Source organism: Paracoccus hibiscisoli (assembly GCF_005048265.1).
Classification (GTDB): Bacteria; Pseudomonadota; Alphaproteobacteria; order Rhodobacterales; family Rhodobacteraceae; genus Paracoccus; species Paracoccus hibiscisoli.
Map to the genome: position 1 here is coordinate 1 of NZ_SUNH01000035.1, position 24,495 is coordinate 24,495.

24 protein-coding genes and 2 pseudogenes are annotated in these 24,495 nt (G+C 61.6%); 12 read left to right on the plus strand and 14 right to left on the minus strand.

All coding sequences use genetic code 11. The annotated features are described in order from the left end of the window. Window positions 1–67 precede the first annotated feature (67 nt). Window positions 68–499 carry a hypothetical protein gene (locus FA740_RS17150; protein WP_136858030.1) on the plus strand — a complete coding sequence of 144 codons (432 nt, stop codon included), beginning with the start codon at window positions 68–70 and terminating at the stop codon, window positions 497–499. Window positions 500–698: 199 nt separating this feature from the next. Further along, a complete protein-coding gene (locus FA740_RS17155; RefSeq protein ID WP_246053702.1) occupies window positions 699–1,184 on the plus strand; it encodes a DUF350 domain-containing protein in 486 nt (161 codons plus the stop codon). 252 nt (window positions 1,185–1,436) lie between these two features. On the opposite strand, the gene FA740_RS17160 is transcribed toward FA740_RS17155, so the two are convergent. Beyond that, window positions 1,437–2,575, minus strand: a protein-coding gene (locus FA740_RS17160; protein WP_136858032.1) for an IS3 family transposase whose coding sequence is annotated in 2 segments (ribosomal slippage) — window positions 1,437–2,320 and window positions 2,320–2,575 — 1,140 coding nt in all. Because the reading frame shifts where the segments join, the coding sequence is not laid out codon by codon here. Between the two features lie 336 nt (window positions 2,576–2,911). Between FA740_RS17160 and FA740_RS17165 the strand changes: the two genes are divergently transcribed. Continuing rightward, a complete protein-coding gene (locus FA740_RS17165; RefSeq protein ID WP_136858033.1) occupies window positions 2,912–3,106 on the plus strand; it encodes a hypothetical protein in 195 nt (64 codons plus the stop codon). Window positions 3,107–3,268: 162 nt separating this feature from the next. Here FA740_RS17165 and FA740_RS17170 read toward each other — a convergent pair whose 3' ends face one another. After that, window positions 3,269–3,712 carry a metallophosphoesterase family protein gene (locus tag FA740_RS17170; RefSeq protein WP_136858034.1) on the minus strand — a complete coding sequence of 148 codons (444 nt, stop codon included), beginning with the start codon at window positions 3,710–3,712 and terminating at the stop codon, window positions 3,269–3,271. 183 nt (window positions 3,713–3,895) lie between these two features. Then, window positions 3,896–4,456, minus strand: a complete 561-nt coding sequence (locus tag FA740_RS17175; protein WP_246053704.1) for a hypothetical protein — start codon at window positions 4,454–4,456, stop codon at window positions 3,896–3,898. A gap of 435 nt (window positions 4,457–4,891) precedes the next feature. On the opposite strand from FA740_RS17175, the gene FA740_RS17180 reads away from it, so the two are divergent. Next, window positions 4,892–5,593: a thermonuclease family protein gene (locus FA740_RS17180; protein ID WP_211243735.1), complete on the plus strand. Its 702-nt coding sequence runs from the start codon at window positions 4,892–4,894 to the stop codon at window positions 5,591–5,593. Window positions 5,594–5,623: 30 nt separating this feature from the next. Here FA740_RS17180 and FA740_RS17185 read toward each other — a convergent pair whose 3' ends face one another. After that, entirely contained in the window at window positions 5,624–6,244 is a 621-nt protein-coding gene (locus FA740_RS17185) for an SOS response-associated peptidase (protein WP_136858035.1), read from the minus strand. Window positions 6,245–6,531: 287 nt separating this feature from the next. Between FA740_RS17185 and FA740_RS17190 the strand changes: the two genes are divergently transcribed. The 3 genes and pseudogenes from FA740_RS17190 to FA740_RS17200 all read left to right on the plus strand — a co-directional run bounded on the left by FA740_RS17190 (window position 6,532) and on the right by FA740_RS17200 (window position 8,927). After that, window positions 6,532–7,287 (plus strand): ImuA family protein, encoded by a 756-nt coding sequence (locus tag FA740_RS17190; protein WP_136858036.1) that lies wholly within the window; start codon window positions 6,532–6,534, stop codon window positions 7,285–7,287. A gap of 32 nt (window positions 7,288–7,319) precedes the next feature. Further along, a pseudogene (locus FA740_RS17195) lies at window positions 7,320–8,027 on the plus strand (IS110 family RNA-guided transposase); the annotation flags it as partial. Between the two features lie 27 nt (window positions 8,028–8,054). Further along, window positions 8,055–8,927, plus strand: coding sequence for a DMT family transporter (locus FA740_RS17200; RefSeq protein WP_136858038.1), 873 nt, complete (start codon window positions 8,055–8,057; stop codon window positions 8,925–8,927). 4 nt (window positions 8,928–8,931) lie between these two features. Here the strand turns inward: FA740_RS17200 and FA740_RS17205 are convergent, their stop codons facing one another. Genes FA740_RS17205 through FA740_RS17220 form a run of 4 tightly spaced genes read right to left on the minus strand, consistent with a single transcriptional unit; the run spans window position 8,932 to window position 12,632 of the window. Further along, on the minus strand, window positions 8,932–9,618 hold the full coding sequence (locus FA740_RS17205) for an SDR family NAD(P)-dependent oxidoreductase (protein ID WP_211243736.1): 687 nt from the start codon (window positions 9,616–9,618) through the stop codon (window positions 8,932–8,934). Next, window positions 9,611–10,591 carry a 4-hydroxythreonine-4-phosphate dehydrogenase PdxA gene (pdxA, locus tag FA740_RS17210; RefSeq protein ID WP_136858054.1) on the minus strand — a complete coding sequence of 327 codons (981 nt, stop codon included), beginning with the start codon at window positions 10,589–10,591 and terminating at the stop codon, window positions 9,611–9,613. Before pdxA ends, FA740_RS17205 begins: the two co-directional genes overlap by 8 nt. Before the next feature lie 13 nt (window positions 10,592–10,604). Next, window positions 10,605–11,504, minus strand: coding sequence for a dihydrodipicolinate synthase family protein (locus FA740_RS17215; RefSeq protein ID WP_136858040.1), 900 nt, complete (start codon window positions 11,502–11,504; stop codon window positions 10,605–10,607). A 15-nt stretch (window positions 11,505–11,519) separates the two neighbouring features. Beyond that, entirely contained in the window at window positions 11,520–12,632 is a 1,113-nt protein-coding gene (locus tag FA740_RS17220) for an iron-containing alcohol dehydrogenase family protein (RefSeq protein ID WP_136858041.1), read from the minus strand. 294 nt (window positions 12,633–12,926) lie between these two features. Here FA740_RS17220 and FA740_RS17225 point away from each other — a divergent pair, with 294 nt between their 5' ends. Genes FA740_RS17225 through FA740_RS17245 form a run of 5 tightly spaced genes read left to right on the plus strand, consistent with a single transcriptional unit; the run spans window position 12,927 to window position 18,781 of the window. Beyond that, entirely contained in the window at window positions 12,927–13,925 is a 999-nt protein-coding gene (locus FA740_RS17225) for a TAXI family TRAP transporter solute-binding subunit (RefSeq protein ID WP_136858042.1), read from the plus strand. 55 nt (window positions 13,926–13,980) lie between these two features. Continuing rightward, window positions 13,981–15,861, plus strand: a complete 1,881-nt coding sequence (locus FA740_RS17230; protein WP_136858043.1) for a TRAP transporter permease — start codon at window positions 13,981–13,983, stop codon at window positions 15,859–15,861. Window positions 15,862–15,873: 12 nt separating this feature from the next. Then, the gene (locus tag FA740_RS17235) at window positions 15,874–16,986 is read left to right on the plus strand and encodes a sialidase family protein (protein ID WP_136858044.1); all 1,113 of its coding nucleotides are present in this window, start codon (window positions 15,874–15,876) and stop codon (window positions 16,984–16,986) included. Further along, entirely contained in the window at window positions 16,986–18,056 is a 1,071-nt protein-coding gene (locus FA740_RS17240; RefSeq protein WP_136858045.1) for a four-carbon acid sugar kinase family protein, read from the plus strand. Before FA740_RS17235 ends, FA740_RS17240 begins: the two co-directional genes overlap by 1 nt. Next, window positions 18,053–18,781 (plus strand): FadR/GntR family transcriptional regulator, encoded by a 729-nt coding sequence (locus tag FA740_RS17245; protein WP_136858046.1) that lies wholly within the window; start codon window positions 18,053–18,055, stop codon window positions 18,779–18,781. The genes FA740_RS17240 and FA740_RS17245 overlap by 4 nt, the downstream gene beginning before the upstream one ends. A gap of 216 nt (window positions 18,782–18,997) precedes the next feature. Here the strand turns inward: FA740_RS17245 and FA740_RS17250 are convergent, their stop codons facing one another. The 6 genes and pseudogenes from FA740_RS17250 to FA740_RS17275 form a co-directional block, all read right to left on the minus strand. Then, the gene (locus FA740_RS17250; protein ID WP_136858047.1) at window positions 18,998–19,642 is read right to left on the minus strand and encodes a hypothetical protein; all 645 of its coding nucleotides are present in this window, start codon (window positions 19,640–19,642) and stop codon (window positions 18,998–19,000) included. Window positions 19,643–19,806: 164 nt separating this feature from the next. Further along, on the minus strand, window positions 19,807–20,184 hold the full coding sequence (locus tag FA740_RS17255) for a hypothetical protein (protein ID WP_136858048.1): 378 nt from the start codon (window positions 20,182–20,184) through the stop codon (window positions 19,807–19,809). Next, window positions 20,181–20,588 (minus strand): hypothetical protein, encoded by a 408-nt coding sequence (locus tag FA740_RS17260; protein WP_136858049.1) that lies wholly within the window; start codon window positions 20,586–20,588, stop codon window positions 20,181–20,183. Before FA740_RS17260 ends, FA740_RS17255 begins: the two co-directional genes overlap by 4 nt. Before the next feature lie 432 nt (window positions 20,589–21,020). Further along, window positions 21,021–21,331 (minus strand): annotated as a pseudogene (locus FA740_RS20185) (transposase); the annotation flags it as partial. Between the two features lie 190 nt (window positions 21,332–21,521). Beyond that, entirely contained in the window at window positions 21,522–23,507 is a 1,986-nt protein-coding gene (locus FA740_RS17270; RefSeq protein WP_136858051.1) for an ATP-binding protein, read from the minus strand. Next, window positions 23,504–24,259 (minus strand): SIR2 family protein, encoded by a 756-nt coding sequence (locus FA740_RS17275; RefSeq protein WP_246053706.1) that lies wholly within the window; start codon window positions 24,257–24,259, stop codon window positions 23,504–23,506. The genes FA740_RS17270 and FA740_RS17275 overlap by 4 nt, the downstream gene beginning before the upstream one ends. Between the last annotated feature and the right edge of the window lie 236 nt (window positions 24,260–24,495).

Here is a 24,495-nt window from a genome sequence, read left to right on the forward strand (position 1 = left end):
GGACGAGCTATCGGTATTCTGCTTCATGGCGTGATCTCCCTGGCGGTTGCCGCCGCCGGTTGGGTGGGTGTTGGTTCACCCGGAGATTACGCCGCCAGACAATTTCTACCACTTCCGAGACACGACCCAGGCCCGCATAGAGCGGGCATTGAGTGCTGCCAAGCCGGAGGTAATTGCCCAAGGCAAGGCACTTCTATCTATAAACTGTAAGCAATACATCGAAGCCCAAGGCTTCGACGCGGGAAAATTGCTGGGCATAATTGCGGCAAAGCATCTCGCTAATGAAACCATCTCCTACAAAGAGGTCTACGAAACCTGCCATAGGAGAAACGGCAAATGGGGCAAGGAGATCGGGATGGCAGCCGCCCGCTTCTGCACAGGCGCGGCGTCCATATGGGGGTGGGCGAATGGCCATCCCGGCATGAACGACGCCGTGGTCAACGCCCACACCAAAAAGCGCGGCGATGGTGCGGCCGCGATGGACTACTTGAAGGACTGACCGCTCGATATCTCTCTGGGCTGGTCCTTGCGAATGACGTTGACGGCGCGGAAAATGAATGGCCGCTTTGGAGGCCCCCCTGCGGCATCTAGCATCGGCCAATGGTGGCTTTGGGCCGGGTGCGCCGCTCGTGGGCTCCTGACCGCGCTTGGATCCCCGGACGCCATACCCTTAGGACCCAAAGCCTTCTGGTAGGTGGATGAAAGACTGGGTTCTGCCCAGAACGCCTCTGCTCTATGCTTTTGGTATCGCCGCAAAAGGACTGCCGAACATGGACAATGCCCTCCTCGCCTCTCTCTCAGGCCTGCCTTCTTTCATCCTTTACATGGCGATCGCCATCGGCCTTTTCCTGGCCTTCATGAAGATCTACACGATGGTGACGCCCCATGATGAGCACGCGCTGATCCGCGCCAACAACGCAGCCGCGTCCATTTCCTATGGCGGCGCCATGATCGGCTTCGTGCTGCCGATCGCCTCGGCGGTCCAGAACTCCATCAGCCTGCTCGATGTCCTGGTCTGGGGCGTGGTGGCGGGGGTCCTTCAGATCCTCTGCTTCCTCGTCTTCCGGCTCTTCCACCGCGATATCGTGGCGAGGATCGAACAGGGTGAGACGGCGGCTGCAATGCATCTGGCGGCAGCAAGCCTCTCGGTCGGACTGCTCAACGCGGCTGCCATGACTTACTGAGCCTCGCTTGGTCGGCAGCTACAGCTCAGAACTTCAGGGGGCCAAAGCGGGCGCATCACATGCTGCCTTCAGCCGCTCCGATATAACAGATTGCGCTGCTATCTTTCGGAATGCTGTGCCCGCCTGGAGCAGATGGGGCATAGCTCCCTCTTCAGCTGGTTCGACACGCTCGGGGATCTATAAAGGGTGTTAGAGGTGGTTCGGTTTGTCTGAACATGTTCCGGGCGTTTTCCAAGTGGATTGCTGCCTCGTTTATGCCGCTGCCGCCTCGGGAATGGGCTGGTTGAAGTAGGCCTGATCGGGCGTTTGCCCGTCAAGTGATGAGTGTGGGCGTCGGCTGTTATAGAAGCCGGGGTATCTTCCAATGCTGGCCCGAGCCTCGGACACGCTGGCATAGGCCCGCAGGTAGACCTCCTCGTATTTGATGGTTCGCCAGAGGCGCTCGACAAAGACGTTGTCGCGCCAGGCGCCCCTGCTATCCATGCTGATCCTTATCTCGCGCGCGGCCAGCACCTTGATGAAGTCAATGGACGTGAACTGGCTGCCCTGATCCGTGTTTAATATCTCGGGTGTGCCATGACGCGCCAGAGCCTCTTCGACGGCTTCTATGCAGAAGTCAGCCTCGAGCGTGATCGACACCCGCCATGCCAGCACCCGCCGAGTGAACCAGTCGAGCACGGCAGCGAGGTAGATGAACCCACGCGCCATGGGGATGTAGGTGATGTCCATCGCCCAGACCTGGTTGGGTCGGGTGATGGACAGCTTCCTGAGCAGATAGGGGTAGATCTTGTGCCCCGGCGTTGGTTTCGAGGTGTTTGGCCTGCGATAGAGCGCCTCGATCCCCATCCGCTTCATCAGCGTGGCAACGTGCAGCCGCCCGACCTTGAAGCCTTCCTGAACCAGCAATCCCTGCAGCATTCGGCTGCCCGCGAAGGGGAATTCCATGTGCAGCTTGTCGATGCGGTGCATCAGCTTCAGGTCCGCGTCCGACACCGGGCGGGGCTTGTAGTAGACGCTGCCCCGGCTGATCCCCAACACGATGGCCTGTCGGCTGACGCTCAGCTTGGCCGAGGGATCGATCATTTTCTTGCGCTCGGCAACAGACCCGCCTTTCCGAGCGCGCCGGACAAAAAATCGTTCTCCAGCGTCAACTCTCCGATCTTCGCATGCAGGGTCTTCACATCGACGATCGGTTCTGGCTCAGCTTTCCCGGCTTCGCCGAACACCCCGGTCGCGCCTTCAAGCAGCTGATCGCGCCACTGCTTGATCTGGTTCGGGTGAACGTCGAAATCCTGCGCCAGCTCGATCAGCGTCTTCTCGCCCTTGATCGCAGCTACAGCCACTTTCGCCTTGAATGCCGGGCTGTGGTTCCGGCGCGGTCGTCTTGTCATGGTCATCTCCTCGCTCGCAGCATCATGCTGCCGTTGCGCGGAAAATCCACTTATCCCGGCTGTTCAGATTTCCCAAACCTCCTCTGTTTTTGCATAACGGACCCTATGTATGCGATATGCGGGCAGCCGTCCGCGTGACCGGCTGAGGAAGCTGCACCGCATCGACGATGTTCCGTCGGCGGACACGTATGGGCGGCAAGCCGTGATGAACGCCAAGGGCCCGGCAACCGTGAGGAACGGAGTGATGGGTTCTTTCTTCGCTATTCCGCGTTGCAGGTGACAGGATGCGTTATTCCCATGCCCTACACCGCTCAGTCTGATCCAAGGAGAAAGCAGATGCCAAGATTTGTCATTGCCATGGGCGCGGCGCCGCACTTGAAGCTGTCGCACCAAGGGTTCGAATTCAGTGCGACAGATGCCCCGATGACCTTCGACACCCATGATGCGGCCTATGACTATCTTGTTCGACACAACGAGGACGAGCCGCTGAAAGGCGTTCGGGGTGAGATCGTTGAAGATCTCTCGTTGTAGGCTGACCCGCGCGGCACCATCATTCGTGGATAATGGATGGTCGGCACCCAAAACAGGCACAGGAGATGGCAGGCCATCGATTGGTCGAAAGTTCTTTCCTAATGGACGCGTTGCAAGACACCGTGACGTTGCAGCTCGGTGACCATTCCGGGCAGGAGAATGTCAGTCAAACAGGGCGTAGATCGCGGCGCGCGGGTGGCCGGCCTCTTCCCACAGAAAAGCCGGCGTGATCGGCAGGCGGAACCGGCGGGGACCGGCGGCGCCGGGGTTCAGCCAGAGGATGCCGCGGGTCTCCTTGATGCCGGGCCTGTGGGAATGGCCCGAGATCACGACGGTCGATGCCGGATCTCCCTGCAGTGCTTTGCGGTTATGGATCATGTGGATGCGCAGGGCTCCGATGGTCAGGTTGACGGTTTCGGGCAGGGCCTGGGCCCAGGCACCCCGGTCGATGTTGCCGCGGATCGCCGTCACCGGAGCGATGCGCGCCAGAACGTTCAAGTGGTCGGGGTCACCGATATCGCCCGCGTGCAGGATGGCAGGGCCACCCCGCCGATTTCTTCCTGCCGGTAGCCCATGGCAGATGCAGGAGAGCTGAACCGGTGCCAATGGCGTCTGTCACCATCTCTCAGCCGACCCGGCAGCCCAAGCCGTAGCCGTGGCTCGGTGAAAGACCGCTTGCCGCGCCGAGGTTGGTCGGTCGGACAAAATTAACATGGCGGTTGGACGGGCCTGTCCGTCGACGCTGACCAGACAAAGGGCCCGCGCCCGAGACAGGGGCGCGGGCTCTGGTCACATGGCGTCGATCTGCTCGACTGCCGCGCGGCAGGCGTCCTCATCACCCGCCGCGAGAGCCGTCCGGGCTTCCTCGATCAAACCGTCGCGGTCGGCGGTCGGTTCGGTCGCGTCGGTATCGGGGGCGGCAGCCTCGGCAGCCTCCGCAGCGGTGGGTTCACCATCCTGCTGTGCCTGGACATCCTGACCGGACATGGCGACCTCGGTCCCCGCCTCGGCCTCCGTCCCTTCCAGAGGTGCAAGCGATCCATCCTTGGCGATCCCGCCATCGGCTGTATCTTGCGACGCGTCCGAGGACGCGGAGTCAGGTGCGTCTGCGGTCGCGTCCGTCACTGCGCCCGCGCCGGCATCGGGCGTTTCCAAGGGTGCCAGTGATCCGTCCTTTGCAATGCCTTCAGCCGCGCCAGCCTCGGGCGCGGTCGACGCGGCGGTTTCGGCACCCATCCCCGTCTCGCTAGTCAGACGGGCCAAATCCTCAGCACAGTCCGCACTTGCCATGCCGGCAAAGGCGCAGACCGCGCATCCAGTCAGCCAGGTGACTGAGCTTTTCATCGTCATCTCCCATGAATCCCCGTCTCCTCCTCCGGAGACCGCAGTGAAAGCGGCAACCGACGCTGATGTTCCAGCGGAATGGATTAACTTTTACTGTGACCGACGTCTTCGCATAGTCATGGCAAGATGGCTGAACGGTCTGGCTTGCGCTAAAAGCGTCCACATCCGCTCAGGGGCATGTCGGTCTGGTTCATCGGGGTTTCCTCGGTCCGTGGTTGAAGCTTACAACACGACCGAGAACCAATGACCAATGGCTACCGCAGTTACATCGCCAGCACAGCGGAAATTCCCACCACTTCTTAGACACTACCTTTTTCGCCCCGCACATCGACCGACATAGGCCATTCGGGGACGACAAAATTTGGATGGCGAAACTCGTTCAGCAGCATTTGAACGAATGAGCGCACCACGCAGCCACGGCTTCGCTCTAGAAGCCTTGGCATGGCCTACTTGCGAATCCTCACTGCCTTACTGTCACCATTACCCTGCCTCGCGGCGCTTTGCTTGGTGAGTATGTCGCCCGCCCACGGCCTCGACCTTTCCGGCGCAATACAGACAGGGCCAGTTGAAGTCGTGGATGGCGACGGCTTGCGGCTAAACGGGAAGGCCATCCGTCTCCACGGGATCGACGCACCCGAGCGTGAGCAGACCTGTCGTGACGCTCACGGATCTGAGTGGCCGTGCGGAACAGTCGCCACCAATCGCCTCGCCATGCTCGTCCGAGACAAGTTGGTCACCTGCACCGAAGTCGATCGCGACCGTTACGACCGAGTCGTAGCCCTGTGTAAGGCGGCGGGGGTCGACCTTGGCGGAACGATGGTGGCGGAGGGTCTAGCCTGGGCTTATCTTCGTTACTCCGATTCTTATAACACGGTGGAAGCCTCTGCGCGGCAACAGGCGATCGGGATCTGGGCGGCGTCAAATCAGCCGCCTTGGGAGTATCGGGAGACGGCCCGGGTTCGACCTTCCAAGGTTTTGGAATGCCTGATAAAGGGTAATATCTCGCAATCCGGCGCACGCATCTATCACATTCCCGGCGGCCGCAGCTACGCAGCAACCCGGATCAGCGAAGCCAAAGGCGAGCGCTGGTTCTGCACCGAGGAAGAAGCACAAACCGCCGGATGGCGAGCTCCACGGGGCTAGCCACGCTGACCGACAATAAGCCTGCGCTGTTCAGATCGCCGTCTCGACCCGGCTCAGCGCGCCGTCCGGCAGCGGCCGCTGCAGCTCCTCGGCGCGAATGCCGCCGAGCCAGGCCTCCCATTCGTCGGGGCGGGTCAGGATCACCGGCATCGCCTTGGGATGAACCAGCGCGACCTCGGCATTCGGGGGACAGGTCAGGAAGGCATAGAGATCATCGGTCGTCTCGCCATCCTTGACCTTGCGGAGCGAAGTCCAGACGCGGGTCTCGATCCCGACGAAGAACATGGTCGTCTCCGCATCAGTCGGCGCGAACCACTGCACCCCCTGCCCCTTGCCGCGCGGCTCCGAGAAGCTGGTGACCGGCACGAGGCAGCGATGCCCCTGCCCCAGCCAACGCCGCCAATGTGGCGAGCCGAGGTTGCGCACGTTGGTGACGCCGGGATCGCGCGCGGTCTTCAGGACCGATGGCGGCGAGGGCATGCCCCACCGCGCCTTGACCAGTTCCGGCCCATTGTCGCCGTTGCGGATGATCGGCGCCAACTGATCGGGATAGACGCTGCCGGAGGCCAGGTTTCCGGCGCGGTCGGTGAGCCCATCGATCAGACGGGTCAGTGCCTCCTGCGAGGTGGTCACGTTATACAGATTGCAAATCGCCCTGCCCTCGCGCTGGTCCTGCTCCCGTTCTGGGCCTGCCTTCTGCCTGCGTCAATCACGTCACGGCCGATGCCATGACCCTTGTCGGGGGACCAGGATGGGGAGTCTACACGGCAACCGACGACTTATCCCCCGCTTTGAATCCAGCCATTCCATATGCTTATGGCGTCGTCGCCTTGGCTGACGGTGGACCGCACGCCACGCCGGTTGACAGAACGGCATCGTGAGAACAAAACAGGAACTAATTAGACCCGTTCATCGCCAACCAAAAGGAGCCCCTTCCCATGCCTGCCGTCCGCCCCGCCCTGGCCGAGTTGCGCGCCCGGATCGGCGAGATCGACGGCACGGGAGCGCGCCAGCATGGCGTGCTGCCCTTCGGGGTGCGGGAGCTGGATCGGCGACTACCCCAAGGCGGGCTATTGCTCGGCGCGCTGCACGAGGTCGCCGGCGGCGGCCAGGGCGCAGTGGACGGCGCGGCGGCCGCCTGCTTCGTGGCGGGCATTGCTGCGCGGATGAAGGGCCAGGTGCTGTGGTGCGTGACCCAGGCCGATCTCTTCGCACCGGGCCTGGCGCAGGTCGGCCTGCCGCCCGAGCGGGTGATCGATGTCGAGGCCGGGGACGACATCTCGGTCCTGGCCGCAATGGAGGAAGGCCTGCGCCATGGCGGTCTGGCCGCCGTGGTCGGCGACGTGGCGCGCCTGTCGATGACGGCCTCGCGCCGGCTGCATCTCGCCGCCAAGGGGTCGGGCACCATCGGTCTGGCGCTTAGACGCTGGCGGCGACAGGCCGACGCCAGCGACTTCGGACAGCCGACGGCAGCGATGACCCGATGGCGGGTGTCGGAACTGCCCTCCGCCCCCCTGCCCGTGCCGGGCGTTGGCCGAGCGCGGTGGCTCGTGGAGCTGATCCGGGCGCGGGCCGGGGATTCCTTCGATCTCGAACTGGAGGCATGCGATGGCGCGGGTCATCTCCGTCTTCCTGCCGATGTGTCCGATCGATCGGCGGCAGCGGCAGGCGGGCGTCACATTGCGCTCAGATGATGGGCCGCTGATCATCGCCGGGCGCGTGGGCAATGCGTTTCGTCGAACCCAAAACCTCAGAACAACAGGCCAAGGCTGTCATCTTTCGCGGACGAGAGCGGCTGGTCCATCAGCGCACAGAACTGGTAAATGCGCTGCGTGGTATTCTCTATGAGCGCGGCCATGTGTTCCCAACCGGGCTTGCACATCTCCAGCGGATTGAATCGCTTCTCAAGGACCTGGCTTGCGATCTGCCGACACCGATCATCATGGAATGCCGGCATCTGGTGTCGCAGATTGCCGAAAAGACAGACAGGATCGATGCGCGAACGAGAGCACTGAAGGCTCTGGCTGCGGGGACGGACAGGGCACGACGACTGCAGACAATGCCCGGTGTCGGACATCTTACGGCAGTCGCAATCGAGGCTTTTTCTCCTGATATGGCACTGTTTGCGAGCGGCCGGGACTTTGCGGCCTGGCTGGGTCTCGTGCCAAGACAACATTCGTCGGGCGGCAAGGCAAAGCTCGCGCGGATATCAAAAGCTGGCCAGACTGACATCCGACGCATTTTGATCATTGTGGCAATATCGCGGATTACGGGACGCTCGTGCCGCAATATCTCGGCAGGAAGTTGGCTCGGGCGGATGTTAATGAGAAAGCCGCGCATGCTGGTGGCTATTGCACTGGCGAACAAAATGGCCCGGCAACTTTGGGCCATGCTGATCAGACAAGTAGATTATCGAGTTACGGTATCACGCTAAAATGTCTCAGCGTGGCTGTTCATCCTCATGGCGGCTCTGATCAAGCTAACCGGCGATGCCGAGCAACCTGTGCCGCCGGGTCAACAGTTGTTCTTTCGCTCGGTCTTCGCGCTGCCTCTGATCCTCGGCTGGCTTTTGTGGAGCGGGCAGTTGCGCGTGGGACTGCGGACCAGCCGACCCATGGGGCATTTCTATCGCGGCATCATCGGGACGGCCTCTATGGCGCTGAACTTCTGGGCGCTGTCGCTGCTGCCGTTGGCCGAAGTGACTGCAATCTTCTTCGCCGCGCCGCTGCTGATCGTGATCTTTGCAGGCATGTTCCTCGGTGAAGACGTGCGCCTGTTCCGGCTGTCGATGGTCGGCCTTGGACTCGCGGGCCTGATGGTGGTCATGTCGCCGCAGCTGGCCGGCATGGGAGTCGCGTCAGATCCGCTACGCGCTCTTGGGGCGGTGGTGGCGCTTGGAAGTGCCATCATGTCGGCGCTTGCGCATATCTTCATCAGGAAGCTGTCACAGACAGAGCCGACGACGGCGATCGTGTTCTGGTTCACCATTACGTCGGCACTGCTTAGCCTGCTGACAATTCCTTATGGCTGGGTTCTGCCGGACCCGGTGACCCTTGCCATGCTGATCGACATCGGAGTGATCGGGGCGCTGGGGCAGATCTGCCTGACCGCCGCCTATCGCCATGCGGATGCGTCCGTCGTGGCGCCGTTCGAATACAGCTCGATGATCTTCGCGATCGCCATCGGATGGAGCTTTTTCGGGGAGATTCCGAGCCTCACTGTGCTGAGCGGTGCGGCCATCGTGATCCTGGCCGGCATCCTGATCATCTGGCGCGAGCGGAAGCTGGCCGCGATGCGCAAGGCGACGGAGGGCGCCCCGGAAGCCGGCGAGTGACCGGCTAAAGCGAAGCTCCGCCGCAGATGACGAGCGTCTGCCCGGTCATGCTGGCTGCTGCATCCGACAAGAGGAATGCCGCCGTGCCGGCAACCTCCTCGGGCAGCACGAGGCGACCCATGGGCGGATAAGCCGGCCCGACGCCCTGCCGTGCCGGATCGCGCAGCATCGGCGTATCCGTCGCGGCAGGGGCCACGATGTTCACCGTGATGCCCTGGGGGGCAAGTTCGGCCGCGACCGAACGTGCAAGCCCAGTGAACGCGGCCTTGGAGGCGGCGTAAAGCGCCTTGCCCTTTGCCCCTGTGGACACGCGGCTGCCGATCAGCACGATCCGTCCGCCCTCGGGCATCCTGGGCGCAAAGTGCTGGATCAGCTGCGCGGCACAATCGACATGCAGTCGCCACATCTGGAAACCATCGGCACGCGACATCGACGCGTGATCGCCCACCCGTAGCACGCCGGCGGCATGGATGAGCGCGTCAGGTGCAGGCAGGTCCGGCAGAGCCGCGTCAACGGCGTCCTCTTCCAGCAGATCGACGGGCCGATGGGTGAAGGCAGACCCCAGGCTCGCCTCGGGCGCCCGGCGGCTTAGGCCCGTCACCCGCCAGCCATCGGCCAGAAGGCGCTCGCAGATGGCCAGCCCGATGCCCGAGCTGGCGCCGGTGACGATGGCGTAGCGCGGCTCAGGCATGGCGCTTCGCCTGCGCAAGGTTGCGAGCATATGATAGGGCGCTCAGCATATTCACATGGTTCGCCTTGCCGGTGCCCGCGATGTCGAAGGCCGTGCCATGATCGACCGAAGCCCGATCAATCGGCAGACCGAGCGAGACGTTCACTGCCGTGTCGAAGGCGACCAGCTTGATCGGGATGTGCCCTTGGTCGTGATACTGCGCTACCACGAGGTCGAAGCTCCCCTGATAGGCCCGATGATAGACCGTGTCGGCCGAGATGGGGCCCTGAACGTCGATCCCTTCGGCGCGTGCTGCGGCGACGGCTGGGGCGACTTGGATGTCGTCCTCGGTGCCAAAGAGGCCCGATTCCCCGCAATGAGGGTTGATGCCCGCAACTGCGATGCGCGGAGCGTCGATGCCCATACGCTGCAGATGCCGGTGTCCCGTGCGGATCGTCTCGAGGATACGCTCAGGCGTCGCGCGGTTGATCGCGTCCTTCAGCGCCACATGGGTCGAGACATGAATGACGTTCAGGCGCTCCGAGGCCAGCAGCATCCAGCTTCCCCGGCTTTCGGTCAGATGCGCCAGAAGCCCAGTATGCCCGTCGTAATGGTGACCGGCCGCGTTCAGCGCCTCCTTGTTGATTGGGGCGGTGACGATGCAGGCCACCTCGCCCGCCTGCGCCATCTCTACCGCGGTGCGGATGTAGCGATACGAAGCCTCGCCGCAGGCAGGCGACAGCACGCCGAACCGGTCCGGCAGGCCGTCAACGGGGACATGGCGGACACGAAGGCCCACGGCAGGCGCCGGGCCATCATGCAGCGACAGATCTAGGCCAAGCGCGTCCCGCGCCCGTTCCAGAACCGCCAGGTCGCCGACGACGATCAGGCCGGCACGCTGATCATTGGGCAGATCGGCTGCGGCGCGCAGGGTCACCTCGGCACCGACGCCCGAAGGGTCGCCCATGGTGATGGCGATAAGGGGCTGGGTCATGCTGAAGCTCCGGTCAGGCGGTTTCAAGAAGGTCGTGACGCGCCAGGATCTCGCGGACAGCGGCATCCTGAGCGGCGTCGGGCATCAGCGCGGGCTGGCGCGAGGCGCCGACGCGCGGATCGTTCAGGTAAAGCGCACGCTTGGCGACAGCGGGCGGATAGCCCAAGGCATATAGATCGGTTCGCAGGGCGCCGAAGCGCGCCTGAGCTTCCTCTGCGGCGGCCATATCGCCCGCGTTGAAAGCGGATACGAGCCGCGCCAGCAAATGCGGAGCAACATTGCCCAGCCCCGAAATTGCGCCAGCCGCCCCGTTCTGAAGGGCCCAGAGGACCAGATGGTCCGGGCCAGACCAGACGCCGAAACCGGGCGTGTCGCGTGAGACCTGCAGATATTCTTCCAAAGTCTTCTGGCTGCCGCCGCTGTCCTTGATGCCGTGGATGTTGCCGTGTTGCGCAAGCGAGGCCGCCGTTTCGGGCTCGATGTGGTTCTGGGTCCGGGCGGGGATGTCGTAGAGATAGATGGGCACATCGACCGCATCCGCCACCGTCTCGAAATGCCGGCGCAGGCTGTCCTGCGTGCAGGCGATGAAGTAGGGCGTGATCACCGACAGGCAGTCGACCCCGCGCTCCGCCGCGGCCTTGGCAAGGCGGACGGTCTCAAAGGTCGAGGGTGCGCCGACATTGACCATGACGCGGGCGCGGCCGGCGACCTCGTCCATCACAGCCTCGGTCAGCGCCAACTTTTCATCAAGCAGCAGCGCAGTGAAATCACCGTTCGTGCCGGCGCAGAGGATATCGTTGCCTGCCTCAACCTGCCGGCGGACCTGCGCGCGGGACTGGTCGAGGTTCAGCGTCTCGTCATCGTTGAAGCAGGTGACAGTCGCGACATAGGCGCGGCGCGGTTCTTGGGTCATGAGAACTCCAATCGCTCAGTAGGCCGCGCGATAGAGCGCGAGGATGTCGTCACGGGACAGGTCCCGGGGGTTGTAGTCCAGAAGTCGGCGGATGGCATGGGCTTCCTCGGCCATCTGCGCCAGATCGTCTTCCGGAATGGAATGATCACGAAGACCCATCGTCAGCCCCAGCCCCGCGCAGAAATCATGTGCCGCCTCGGCCAGGGGAAGGTCCTTCGCAAGTCCAAGCGCCTCGGTGATTTCGGCCGTCTTTTGGGGGCAGTGTTCGGCATTGGCCGCCAGCACATGAGGGAACATCAAGGCATTCGCCAGCCCGTGCGGCAGGTGATGGCGGGTCCCAAGGGGGTAGGCGACGGCATGGCCGGCCGTCGTGTTGACGGGCCCCAGACAGACGCCGCCATAGAAAGATGCCAGCAGCAGCGCAGCGCGTGCCTCCAGATCGGTGCCATCCTGGATCGCGCGTGGCAGGAACTGCCCAATCAGTCGGATACCCTCACGCGCGTAGTGGTCAATGACAGGATGCGCGCGGCGGCTGGTGAAGGCCTCGACGCAGTGAGCCAGCGCATCCACGCCGGTCGCGGCAGTGACCTGCGCCGGAAGCGACACTGTCAGCTCGGGGTCGAGGACCACCATGTCGGCCAGCATATGAGGGCTTTCGGTGGCGATCTTGCGCAGCGTGTCGGGCTCAGTAACCAGAGCGCGCGTGCCCGCCTCGCTGCCCGTGCCGGCGGTGGTGGGAATCTGCATCAGCGTGACATGGCGCGCGGGCGCCCGGTTCGGGCCGGAGATGTCGTCGAAAGCTACGTTGTGGGCCAGCATGACCGACACCAGCTTTGCCACATCCATCGCGCTGCCACCGCCGAAGCCGATCACGACATCGGGTTGCGCCGCCCGGGCAGCTTCCACTGCCGCCGCAAGATCGGCCAGATCGGGTTCCGGTCGGACGGTGACGCACGGGGTATCGCCCGGAAGGCCGAGGGCGTCCAGTCTGTTGGCATTGAACACATCAGCGACGATCAGCGGCCGGGAAAGCTGACGCTCGGGAAGCGTCTGGCCGACGCGCCTCGCCTGGCCAGCGCCCACGCGCACGCAGCCTGGCTGCAGGATTTCTAGGGGCTGATCGAGCATGGGGTCCTCCACTGCGTCCTACCCTTAGATGACCGCTTATTTACAAGTTGTCAACTCGTCAGACGCTTATTCTATGCGGTCTGTTCCGCGATACATCGCTATAACCCCCTGAAAAACGGCTTAATGCCCATTCGAAAAATGAGATTGGCTGCACCGAGCCGAAGTCATGAGAATTATATGTTGACAAGTTGTCATCAGATCCGGATGCTCTGGGAGGTCTCGCCTAAGGAGTGGGGAAGAGACTGCCCCGTTGCGGGCTGACGATCACGGCGCGGAGGCGCCAGGGAGGACAACATGGATCATTTTAAGAAGGTCGCTGCAGCGGCCGCGCTTTCGGTCATGCCGCTGGCTGTCTTTGCGGACCCCGTGCAGTTGCGGTTGATCAGCCAGGAGCCCGGCGGCAGTTGGTATTCCTATGGCTCGACCTTCGGCGAAATCATCGAGTCCTCCGAGGGCGCGCATCAGATTTCGGTCGAAGTCCTGCCGCGCGGGGGCGGCATGACGAATCCCGTTGCCGTCAGCCAAGGCGCGGCGGATCTTGGCTTTGTGTCGGCGGCTGCAGCTGTTTGGGCACGGGACGGCATCGGCGAGGAATTCGAGGGTCGTGAAGCCAACAACGCCCGCGCCATCCTGGGCGGCCTCCAGTTGGCCTATACGACGATCGCGGCACGTCGGGACTATGTCGAACGCAGCGGCCTGACCACCTTCGACGAGATGGTCGCTTCAGACAACCCGCCGCGCTTTGTCTTGAAGCCCGCCGGCTCACAGGTGCCTATTATCGCTAATTACATGTTCGAGGCGCTGGATAGCAGCCTTGAGGACATGCGCAGCCGCGGCACGATCACGCAGATCAGCACTGCCCAGATCGCGCAGATGCTGCGCGACTCCACCGCCGACGTCTATATCGAGAACTCGCCCGTTGGTCAGGCCACGATGTCCGAGGTCACGCTGACCACGCCGATGGTCTTCGTTCCTGCCAGCCAGCAGGTTCTGGATCATATGGCCCAATTGGGCGCACCCGAGGCAGACATGCCGGAAGGCAGCTATCCGGGCCAGGAGGGCCCCTACCGCACGTCAATGACGCCGACGATCCTGATCGCGAATGCGGACATGGACGATGAGGTTGCCTATCAACTCACGCGCGCTCTGGTCGAACAGCAAGAGCGCATCGCCGAGACGTTCCCGGCCCTGGCCGAGTGGGACCCTGAGTCAGGCGCCCAGCCCGATCAGGCCGTGATTGACCTGCACCCCGGCGCAGCCCGCTACTATCGCGAGCGCGGCTGGATCGAATGATTATCAGTGGCCGCCCGAGCCGGCGGCCACTCATCCTGCGGGGGAGGAGCCCAGCATGAGCAGATTTCTTACCTATGACGCGCTCTGGAAAACGTTGCAGGCGCTCCTGTCGACCGCCTATGTCGCGTTTCTAGTCGGGCAGTTCTTTCGTCCGGCCTCTCCTCTGACTGCAGCCAGCTTCCACGTCTTCATGGCGACCGCGCTTGTCTTCGCTTGGACACCGCTGGAATGGCGCGGCCGAGCGTCGCGAATGGCGGGGCGTCTTCTGGACATTGCCGGGGTCTCGCTGTCCTTGATGGTCGTCGTTCTCTACGCGAGCGAGATCTTCCGCCTGGAACGGCGGTTCGAGATGATCGATCCGGTCCTGCCGGTCGATATCCTGCTACATGTCCTTGGTCTCGTTCTGATCTTCGAGGCGGTGCGCCGCTCGGTCGGCTGGTCACTGCTTGCGGTGGTTCTTGCGTTCTTGGCCTATGCCTATCTGGGGCCGTGGTTCCCCGGCCTGATGCGCTTTCCCGGCTTCGATCTTTCGACTCAGGCCGAGCTGATCAGTATGAAGACCGACGGTATCTTCGGCGTCACAGCCAGCGCGGCCATCAACTTCGTCTTCTACTTCGTCCTGTTTGGATCGGTCTTCACGATCACCGGGGGCGGGCAGTTGTTCATCGACCTGGCCATGCGGATGACCGCACGGCTTAAGGGTGGGGCCGCGAAGATGTCGTTGGTCGGTTCGGCCCTCTTCGGTATGGTCTCAGGCTCAGCAATTGCCAACACCACGTCGACCGGCGTTCTGACCATCCCCATCATGACCCGCTCGGGCTACAGCAAGGAGCAGGCGGCTGCTACTGAGGCTATAGCATCGACCGGCGGGCAGCTGATGCCGCCGATCATGGGTGTCGCGGCCTTCGTCATGTCAGACATGCTGGGCATCCCCTATGTCACCATCGCCGCCGCCGCGCTGATCCCCGCCGCCGCCTTCTACTTTGCGCTCTACGTTATCGTGGACCTGCGAGCGCGGAAGTCTGGTGTGGGTGACGTCGCGCCCGAGCTTCTGGATATCCCGCCAGTCATTCCGCGCTTGCACCTTCTGGCGGCGCCCATCGCCATGATCGCTACCCTAGTCGCCGGCTATTCGGCGCCCTATGCCGCGCTGGTCGGGACCGCCATTGCGCTTGTGGCGCCGGTGCTGCGAAAGTCGACGCGATACAACATCCGGCAACTCTTTGAGACGGTGCTAGATACTGCCCGGCAGATGGCCTGGATTTCGGCTCCTCTGGCAGCGGTCGGCGTAGTTATGGTCGTTGCGACGCAGTCGAACCTCGCGCTGAAATTTGTCCGGCTTCTCTCGGACATGGGGACAGGCAATCTCTACCTGTCACTGCTCCTGGTCATTTTCGGCTGTATTATCATGGGCATGGGCCTGCCGACGGTCGCCGCCTACATCATTGGCTCGCTGGTCTTCGTGCCTGCGCTGATGGATCTTGGGGTCGATCGCCTGGCTGCGAACCTCTTCGTGCTCTACTATTGCGTGCTGTCCATGGTCACGCCGCCTGTCGCATTGTGCTCCTACGCCGCTGCAGGGATCGCAAAGGCCGATGCCAACAAAACCGGCCTACTTGCCTTCGGTTACTCGCTGGTCATCTTCCTCGTGCCCTTCGGCTTCATCAACGACCCGCACGTCCTGTGGCAGGGCAACCCGGCGCAGATTGCCGTCGGCGCCGCGGGGATGCTGCTCGCCACCTTCTGCTGGGCCGTCTTCCTGATCGGGTGGCTGCGCGGCACCCTGACCCTGCCCGAGCGTGGCGGCTTCGCGATCCTCAGCCTCGCGCTTGTGGTCACGCCGACCCTCTCCACGGGCTGGCTGATCTCGGTCGCCCTTGCGGGGTGCCTGCTGTTCTGGCGCTTCGGCCTCCGTCCTCGATTTGTCACTGCCTGAAGGAAAACCCTCATGTCCGACGCCATCACGGCTGACACCGCCTTTCCCGCCACCGACCTGCCGACCGAGCGCGTGCAGAACCACGCATCGTTCCTGCACGAGCTGGCGGATGGCACAATCCTGTGCGCCTGGTTCGGCGGCACGATGGAGGGAAAGTCCGACATCTCGATCTTCCTGTCCCGCTTCGACGGCCACGGGTGGAGCCATCCGGTGCAGCTTTCGGACGATCCGGCCCGCTCGGAGCAGAATCCTGTCCTCTTCACGGCGCCCGATGGACGCCTGTGGCTGATCTACACCGCGCAACCTGGCGGGCGGCAGAACGAGGCCGAGGTGCGATTTCGCATCTCCGACGATCAGGGCGCTACCTGGACCGAGCCGCGCGCGCTCTGGCCGCAGAAGGGCATCTTCGTGCGCCAGCCCGTGATCGTCGCCGCCGGCGGGGCATGGTTGCTGCCCGGCTTCCGCTGCCGCGTGGCGCCGGGCGAGACTTGGACCGGCGAGAACGACGACAGTGTCGTGATGGTGTCGCGCGACGGCGGCGCAAGCTGGCAGCTGCGCGAGGTGCCCGGCAGCATCGGCTGCGTTCACATGAACATCGTCCCGCTGAAGGACGGCCGGATGGCGGCCTTCTATCGCAGCCGGTGGGCGGATCACGTCTGGCGGTCCTATTCCGACGACGGCCTGAGCTGGAGCGCTCCGGAACCGGCAGGCCTGCCCAATAACAATTCGTCGGTGCAGGCCATCCGGCTGAGCGATGGGCGCATCGGCATCGTCTACAATCACGCAAGCCGCGACGATGCCGACGGACGCCGTGTCTCGCTTTACGATGAGATCGAGGACGAGAACGCGGCACCAACCGCACAGCCAGGCCGGGCCTTCTGGGGGGCACCGCGCGCACCGCTGTCGCTGGCGCTGTCGGACGATGACGGACAAACGTGGCGGCAGCGGATCGACCTTGCGTTCAGCGACGGGTATTGCCTCTCGAACAACTCGGCCGATCAGGTGAACCGCGAGCTGTCCTACCCGTCGATCTTGCAGGACCGGAACGGCCGTGTGCATGTGACCTGGACCCATTTTCGCCAGTCGATTCGACACATGATCGTCCCTCTGGACGAGCGCCACTGATGACGCCGCCGCGGCTGCTGATCGTCGCCGATGACCTGACGGGAGCCTTGGACAGCGCAGGCGAAGCTGCCAAGCTCGGCATTGGCACCCGCGTCTTCCTGTCACCGGCCGCTCTGGCGGCGGCAGCGGGGGGTGCTCTTCCCCCGGTCGTCGCCGTCAGCACCGGTAGCCGGGATGGGACCGTGGCGGCGGCCGCCGCGGCAATGCACGACGTCTGCGCGTGCCTATCATGGCTGAGGCCAGAGCGGGTCATGAAGAAGGTCGATTCCCGGCTCAAGGGGCATGTCGCGGTCGAATGCGCGATTCTGGCCGACGCGTCGGGGCAGCCGCAGATCATCGCCGCCCCAGCGCTGCCGGACATGGGGCGCGTGCAGCGGGATGGCTGGTTGACCGGTGCGGGAATCCAAACGCCTGTAGAGATCGCCGCGTGTTTTTCGGGCACCTCGCATGTGCCCGATATCACCGACGCCGCGCAGATGAAGGAAGCGGCGGAACGTGATGGCCTGCCAGTGGGCGCACGGTCGTTAGCTGCAGCACTGGTCGCGCAGCTATGGCCCGACGCAAAGCGTCAAGAGAGACCGCCTTTGCCCGGCCCGGCCGTCCTGGCGATCGGCTCGCGTGATCCCATCACGCTCGCGCAGGTGGAGCGCGTCGACCTGCCGTTGTGCTTGGCCCTTGATGGACGACTGCCGCCTGATCCGCCGCGTGCGCCTTGCGCGATGCAGATGGTTCCTGGCGGCTCTGATCGCTCTGCGGCAGAAGCCGGGGCCGATTTTGCGGAGGGGCTGACCGAGATGATCCTGCGGGACTCGGTGAACACGCTGATCGCGTGCGGCGGGGAAACAGCCGCGGCCATCCTGACGCGGCTCGGCGTGGATCAAGCGGAGGTCCTGGGCTTGGCGCTGCCGGGCGTTGCCGTTGTCCAGGCGGCGCTGCCCGGATCACGCGACTTGATGGTCGTGACGAAGTCCGGAGGATTTGGCGCAGCGGACACGCTGGCGCAACTCGTCGATCTGGTCGATACTCGCCCCGCGCCCAAAAGAGCCAGCAGATACGGAATAACCGCTTGAAAGCCACTCAGCAGAAATCACGGCCGTCCTTCGCCGACCATGTCTACAACACGCTCTATGGCCGGATCAGCAACGGGGACTATCCGCCGGACGAGAAGCTGCCGCCCGAGACGGCGCTGGCGGCCGAGATCGGCGTGTCCCGCCCCGTTCTGCGCGACGCGCTCGAGCGGCTGCGCGCCGAGGGGCTGATCGTGTCGCGGCAAGGTGCCGGCAATTTCGTCCGTCCGCATCAGTCTCGAACCCTGGGCTACGGCCGGATCGAGACGATCGCGGACATCCAGCGCTGCTACGAATTCCGCCTGACGATCGAGCCTCAGGCTGCACGCTTCGCGGCAGAACGGCGCAACGAGGAAGCGCTGGCGAACCTGTCACACGCGCTGGACCTGATGCGGACTGCCACCGGCTCGATGCTGCACCGAGAGGATGCAGACTTCACCTTCCACATCGCCGTCGCTAATGCCGCGAACAACACCTTCTTCGAGGCGACCCTGCGGGCGTTGCACGAACAGATTTCGGCGGGGATGAAAATGCACGGGCAATCGCTCTTGCGTGAGGGTGCGCCGGGGCTTGAGCGGGTGCTGCACGAGCATCAGGGGATATTCGACGCCATCCTGGCGTCAGACGGCGAGGCCGCCGCGAGCCGCATGACGGCACATGTCCGCCATTCGCAGGACCGGCTGTTCGGCGGTGCAAGCATCGACCTGAGGATGCCGGCGAAGAACTAACAGTCGCCGGGTGAAATCTCTTGGACATTTCTTGATCGGCATCGGCCCAAACCTGCCGTTCGCCAGGATCAAGCTTTCTGCGACGCAGCTTCCCCAAACCGGTCATTCAGGGGCTAGGTGCAGCGCTGTTTCGCCAGCCAGTGTCCGCAGCGTGGACGAAGTGTGCTTTCGTTGTAGCTGCTCCATTGACCACTTTTCGCTAATTTCAGCTGACTATTAGGTAAGGCTGGCAGCGACTCTCCCGGTTTCATTGCCAGTCTGAACACTTTTCTCTTGGGCGCCGTATTCCAAAACTGCGGATTGCAGTTTTTCGAAAAGTTTAATGGCATCAGTGTAAACTCGCACGGCGCTTTTCAGGCGATCTTCTCTCTCCGGTTTGCGTTCTTCATCCTTGTCCTCAGAAGAGTAAACCTCTGAAATTCTCTCATTTATTGCAAAGACGTGGCTTCTAAGGCGAACAAACAAAGGCAATAGGTCCGCAGGTAGCTTCACGGTGTCGAATTCGCGCATTGCCAGCACCATCTCTGTCGTTCGATCTCCTTGTAGTCGCATAACTTTGCCAGAGTCAGGCGGTATCAACGCGGCCTCCAGCCGGTCGCCTGCAGTTTCAAGCGCTTCGAATGCTAATATATGAGCAGCCCGCGCAATGGCGTGTCGTTCTGCTTGGGCCTCGATGCGTTGTGCTCGCACCTGCCAAATCGCAGCGGCGAAACCAGACACGATCGCTAGGATCGCTCCGAGTGACTGCACCCAAGCTGTGATCTCCCCACCGAACATCGCCACCAAGCAATGAGCACCAACGAATGTAATACCCAAGATAGCCACAGAAGAAAGAAATGAAAGGATTATGAAGACAAACATTACTCCTCCAATGTCTGGTCCTTAGGTTGGCGGGCGAGCGGGCAAATCGAGTATCTGATTGCGTTCAGTCAAGCTGCCGCAAAAACAGTCGTCAGAAAACTGAGATCCTGACAGATAATGCTACCAAGGTAAAGTTAGACCACCACCGTCATTTGACTGCGGCATCAGCGCTCCCGTCGCGCGATCATTTTGAGTTCCACTGACGGGTTTTTCCCAAAACTATCGACGTAAGCCTCGCACACGTTGGTCCATTGATCGTTCTTATAGAAGGCCAAAATAATCGATTTCAATCCTTGATAGCCAATTCCAAGTTTTTCGTCGAAATCACGCTCAAACGAACTGCTGTCCATCTTGCCGCCTTGTTCGAGGCGCCTATCCCAGTCCTCAAAAATATCATGGGCCTGACTGATATTATCAGGCCCCCAATCATTCTCAAGTATAAGGGCTTCGACAGGATGCTTGTCGAAGTCCATAGACTCGCCAAGTAGTTTGACATGGTAGCGCAGCTTTTCGATGGCCTCGACGATTTCGGCTTCGGTCATTGTTGCTCACCAGTGCTAATGGCTATCGATTTTAGCTCAGAAATAGCATCTTGAACCGTAATTTGAAGGTTCTGCCAATCCGAGCTGTCCGGGTCTACGGGTAAGGAGGAATGGTAGCTGTTAAGATGGCCCTGCGCCGTAACTAATATCTCCCGCCCTCGGCTTCCCACTCCAAGTTTCGGCAAGGCGCTCAGGGCTGTATCAAATTCCTGTCGTATCAAGTCTACTTTCGGCGCAAACTTGTATCCCCGAAGGGACACTTTATCGGGAGATACATCTCGGATGTGTTCTTGCGCTGTCTTTAAGCGCTCCGCCACAGCTGATAATTGAACTGTAGCCATCGCCGCCTTTGCTCTTTGGCTTGATGCATACGCTTTTTTAGCCTGAGCGATGGCAACGATCATACTGATAATTGATGCAAGAGTGCCAACTACTGTAACCCAGAGTGACCAATTCAACATTAAGATCCAGCTCGGCAGACCCATGTAAGTAGCTCTAATGCTTGCGTGGGAACGATTTCAACCGTGGATACAATTCTAAGATAGGAAGAGCAACGAAAGTTCTGTGTCTTCCCGGAGTTCCAGAAGACGGGCCCGATCCAGACCTTGCCGCGCAAGTCATGACGGTCGACTCGATCCAGGTGCCACTGCATGGCCACCGTCGTTTCGCAACTTGGCGAAGCCCGCTTCCTGCGCACCGCGGCTATTCATGATTGGCGCAGCGAACGTCGGCTCACCGCCCTTCCAGTCGGTCTCGGCGCCAACTGTGCTGCGGTTGCATCGAATGACCGCTTCTGCTTCCTGAGGTGGCTAGTTCGGCACGCCGCCGAAGGACCGCTTGGCAATGGAGGCGAATCTTGTGTTGCCTCGCGCGCGAAAAGAGCTGTCGCCTTCTTGAGGATGTCAGGCTCCGCCCGGAGCCGGACGACCTCTTTCTTCAGGGCCGCGTTCTCGGCCAGATTGGCACGCATTTGTCCGTTCCCGGGAAAGGCAGCAGCCGGGGCTGCACTCAGCTCCCTCATCCAGCGGCGCAGCACACTCTCGGACAGGTCGAGGTCGCGTGCGGCCTGCGACACCGCTACGCCCCGATCGGTCACCAGCCTCACGGCCTCTGTCTTGAACTCACGGCTGAACTTTCGTCTCGTCAAATCCACTCTCCAGTTCCTTGGTCGCAAATCTTATCTTCGTGTCCACGAGACCGGCAGCAGCTCAAAGTCGTCCGAGGGCGTGCCGGAAGGGCGTCGCAATAGCGACGACTTCCCACGGTGATCTTCGCCGCCTTGATATATCTGAACTGCCCAAAGCAGACCTTCGAGGTTTGCGGCAGCGAATCGCCTATCAAGATGGGACCCTGATTGATGCGACCCTCCCCTCCGCATGAAACCAAAGTTCCCCGATCTTCGCGTCATCGCTTTTCGGAAGAGGTTTGGCTTCCCTTACCTTAAAGGTGGTCGGAAGGTTCACCGATGTGCCGAATACGAGTGCATTTTGTTTCGGCAACGATGGCAAACGCTTGAGAACCGCCTCGGAAATGAATGGCGTCATCTGCCGGATCTGCGAAAGGTCATCCGGGTTCTGTATCCGATGGATAACGAAATTCGAGCATTGTGAGAGCACGGTTTTCGAAAGTTCGCTTGGTCTTTGAGAGGCAACCAAGAGGAAAAGCCCGTATTTCCGTCCCTCCTTGGCGATGCGTTCATAAATCTTACTGGCATCGATTGCATATCGGGAGGTTGCTGTAGAAATATATCTGTGCGCCTCCTCGAGAAGCAAATGCACTGGAAAACGGTTCCGGGGATCGGCTTGCCGCAGCAATCTGAATGCCATCCGTGCAAGCACCGATGCTACCAGCTCGACTACCTCGTCCTCAACCGCATTCATGTCAACGATAATGATCTGCTCTCGTTTAAACCAGTTCGCTCCGTTACGCTCGAGGCCCAATAATTCTTCCAAGAACTTGCCGCGGGACAGTTCGACCTGCCCGCCCGCGGCATTGTGGCGAAGAAACTCGTATTCTGGACGCTCCTCCAAGGATTTGAAGCGCGTCAGCATCTGCGAGCAATAGTCTCGAATCTGCCTGTTCCCGTGTGCCTCCTCGTAAAGTATCGCTAGATCCAGGGCCTCTCCCAAGGCTGCGAAGTCGAATGGAAGATTAGAATATGCCGGGAGCTTGAGCCCATCGATGATGAACCCGCTGCCACTTGCATCACCGAGCAGGTATTTCGTCAGGCCGTCGGGATCGGCCATCTGACCGAAGCTGATCTTTATATATGGTTTAATCTTCGCCGTGCCGATCTCGGCCGTGTTGAACCGCTGTAGCAGTCCGACCATTCGATCATGCTTCGAAGGGCTGCCGGTATCGTCACGGAGAATTTGGCTCAGGCAGGTAGCAAGAATGTGGTTCTTTATAGCGTTTAGCTCAGCGTTCGCTCCCGCAGAAAAAAGCGTTGCCAGGCCGAGCGCCATCCGCAGGATCGGAAGCTGGGTTCGTTCGCTGGCCTGTAGCAGCAGTTCCCATTCGGATTGATCCAGAAACCAATGTGGAAGGCGGAACCTTCCATTGGCTGCTGTCCCATCCAGCACGACATGGGCGACACCAATGCTATTCTCCATGGCGAGCGGCATCAGCGCATTGGCGTATTCGCCGTTCACGTCGAACACCACGAAAGTCGCCCCTCGGGCGTGGAACTCGTCCGTCTTATCGAACAAGGACTGGAGCGCCGAGGCTACGGTGCAGGACTTGCCGCTGCCCGTATTCCCAAGCACGGCGGTATGGCCACCGAAAAAGTCGTCGATCCGGACTTTGACATCATAACCCTCGAACACCACCGAGCGTCCAATCGACAGGGCACGAAATCGCGTCGCATTTTCCGACATCTGTGCGGCGTCGTTGAGACTCGGAGCGGGTTCGCTCGGTTCGTCAGTCTCAAATACACGATCGAGCTCCGCATCGAGTGCATAGAGCGCATCAGCATAGAGCGACGGAAAGACGGATACACCGAAGCGAAATCTTGCGCCACGGTCTTGCGGAAGCATCCCGACCGGCACGACGTCGAGATATTTGGCGGACGCAGCCTTGTCCAACTCCCCCTCGCCGCGCCCAGTGCTGGCGATGTCCCGTTCCCGGAGGCCGACAACCTCGACCACGACATATTCCGTCTGAACCGGAATCATCAGGAACGAGCCGAGGCGGGCGACATAGTGAACGTCATCGAAACCGACGACGGTGAAGTTGTCCGTGCCGGTGTGCATCTCGACGACGAAGCGGTCGGCCGCGACGGAGACTACCTTGCCGATGGCGCGTTTGCGGTCGTCGCGGCTCATGCGCTGCCTCCATCCGCAGATGGAGCCTCAGCCCTCTTCGGGGACATCGCCTCCAGCACTTTCCGGATTGCATCGTCGATGCGCTCACTCGGCCGCTGTGGCATAAATTCATCGATGATCGTATCGAAATAATGCGCCTTACGGTCGACTTGGGGGCCGCAGCCACCGATGATCCAGATGCGGGGATCATTTAGGGCGCGGAGCTTGGCCACCTCTCCCTCGAGCGTCGGATCCACAAAGATTACCAGGCGGAACGTCGGGATGGTGAGCGCTTGGTAGATGATGTTGTTAATGTGCTCGTCGCCGAAGGCGTATCCCATGGTGAAGAGAACGCTTTGTTCCCTCACGATCCGTGACTGGAATTCGCGAAACAGGTCGGCATAGGGCGACCCAAGACTGGAGTTTTGCTTTGCGGGAGTGGGATAGATCATGATCTTCCCCGGCTCCTGCCCCTTAGAGACAGCCGTCTCGCGGATCGGAAACAGGCCGTGATCGTCTTCGGTCCAGCTAATCGATCCATGCATCTTGCAGAGATAGACGAAGCCATCCACAGCCGACCATTTCCGGTTGGTCAGATCAAGTTGCTCGGCGAGTGCGTAACGGAACGTTGCCGGGTTGAAGCGGCGCTCAACCACCCCGGAGAAGCCATTCGCATAAGGCAAGCCGAGCCGATCCATTGCCGTCTCGTTAAAAAGGTCGTAGTTGGTGGTGAATATCCACGGGCGCGGCAGGGAGCGGTCGCGCAGGACCAACTTTCTATAGAATGTTTCGTAGAGCGTTCCGACGGTCTTGTCGCCATTGGCGAATGCGCCATTCGTGCATTTGTCCCAGAGAAAAGCCTGGACCTTCTGGATGATTGAATTGGACCTGCACCGCTTCTGTTCCGGTCAGGTGCTCATGTTAAGCGGCCCTCTGCTCGAAGGCCACGGGTGATTTCCAGCCGAGGGCTGAGTGTTTGCGGCGCGGGTTGTAGAAGCCATTGATGTAT

What these genes read in the sequence shown, in the direction of transcription:
- FA740_RS17155 (WP_246053702.1), top strand. Translation starts at nt 699, where the DNA reads ATGAAAGACTGGGTTCTGCCCAGAACGCCTCTGCTCTATGCTTTTGGT.
- FA740_RS17165 (WP_136858033.1), top strand. Translation starts at nt 2,912, where the DNA reads ATGCCAAGATTTGTCATTGCCATGGGCGCGGCGCCGCACTTGAAGCTG.
- FA740_RS17175 (WP_246053704.1), bottom strand. Translation starts at nt 4,456, where the DNA reads ATGACGATGAAAAGCTCAGTCACCTGGCTGACTGGATGCGCGGTCTGC.
- FA740_RS17180 (WP_211243735.1), top strand. Translation starts at nt 4,892, where the DNA reads ATGGCCTACTTGCGAATCCTCACTGCCTTACTGTCACCATTACCCTGC.
- FA740_RS17190 (WP_136858036.1), top strand. Translation starts at nt 6,532, where the DNA reads ATGCCTGCCGTCCGCCCCGCCCTGGCCGAGTTGCGCGCCCGGATCGGC.
- FA740_RS17200 (WP_136858038.1), top strand. Translation starts at nt 8,055, where the DNA reads ATGGCGGCTCTGATCAAGCTAACCGGCGATGCCGAGCAACCTGTGCCG.
- FA740_RS17205 (WP_211243736.1), bottom strand. Translation starts at nt 9,618, where the DNA reads ATGCCTGAGCCGCGCTACGCCATCGTCACCGGCGCCAGCTCGGGCATC.
- pdxA (WP_136858054.1), bottom strand. Translation starts at nt 10,591, where the DNA reads ATGACCCAGCCCCTTATCGCCATCACCATGGGCGACCCTTCGGGCGTC.
- FA740_RS17215 (WP_136858040.1), bottom strand. Translation starts at nt 11,504, where the DNA reads ATGACCCAAGAACCGCGCCGCGCCTATGTCGCGACTGTCACCTGCTTC.
- FA740_RS17220 (WP_136858041.1), bottom strand. Translation starts at nt 12,632, where the DNA reads ATGCTCGATCAGCCCCTAGAAATCCTGCAGCCAGGCTGCGTGCGCGTG.
- FA740_RS17225 (WP_136858042.1), top strand. Translation starts at nt 12,927, where the DNA reads ATGGATCATTTTAAGAAGGTCGCTGCAGCGGCCGCGCTTTCGGTCATG.
- FA740_RS17230 (WP_136858043.1), top strand. Translation starts at nt 13,981, where the DNA reads ATGAGCAGATTTCTTACCTATGACGCGCTCTGGAAAACGTTGCAGGCG.
- FA740_RS17235 (WP_136858044.1), top strand. Translation starts at nt 15,874, where the DNA reads ATGTCCGACGCCATCACGGCTGACACCGCCTTTCCCGCCACCGACCTG.
- FA740_RS17240 (WP_136858045.1), top strand. Translation starts at nt 16,986, where the DNA reads ATGACGCCGCCGCGGCTGCTGATCGTCGCCGATGACCTGACGGGAGCC.
- FA740_RS17250 (WP_136858047.1), bottom strand. Translation starts at nt 19,642, where the DNA reads ATGTTTGTCTTCATAATCCTTTCATTTCTTTCTTCTGTGGCTATCTTG.
- FA740_RS17255 (WP_136858048.1), bottom strand. Translation starts at nt 20,184, where the DNA reads ATGACCGAAGCCGAAATCGTCGAGGCCATCGAAAAGCTGCGCTACCAT.
- FA740_RS17260 (WP_136858049.1), bottom strand. Translation starts at nt 20,588, where the DNA reads ATGATCGTTGCCATCGCTCAGGCTAAAAAAGCGTATGCATCAAGCCAA.
- FA740_RS17270 (WP_136858051.1), bottom strand. Translation starts at nt 23,507, where the DNA reads ATGAGCCGCGACGACCGCAAACGCGCCATCGGCAAGGTAGTCTCCGTC.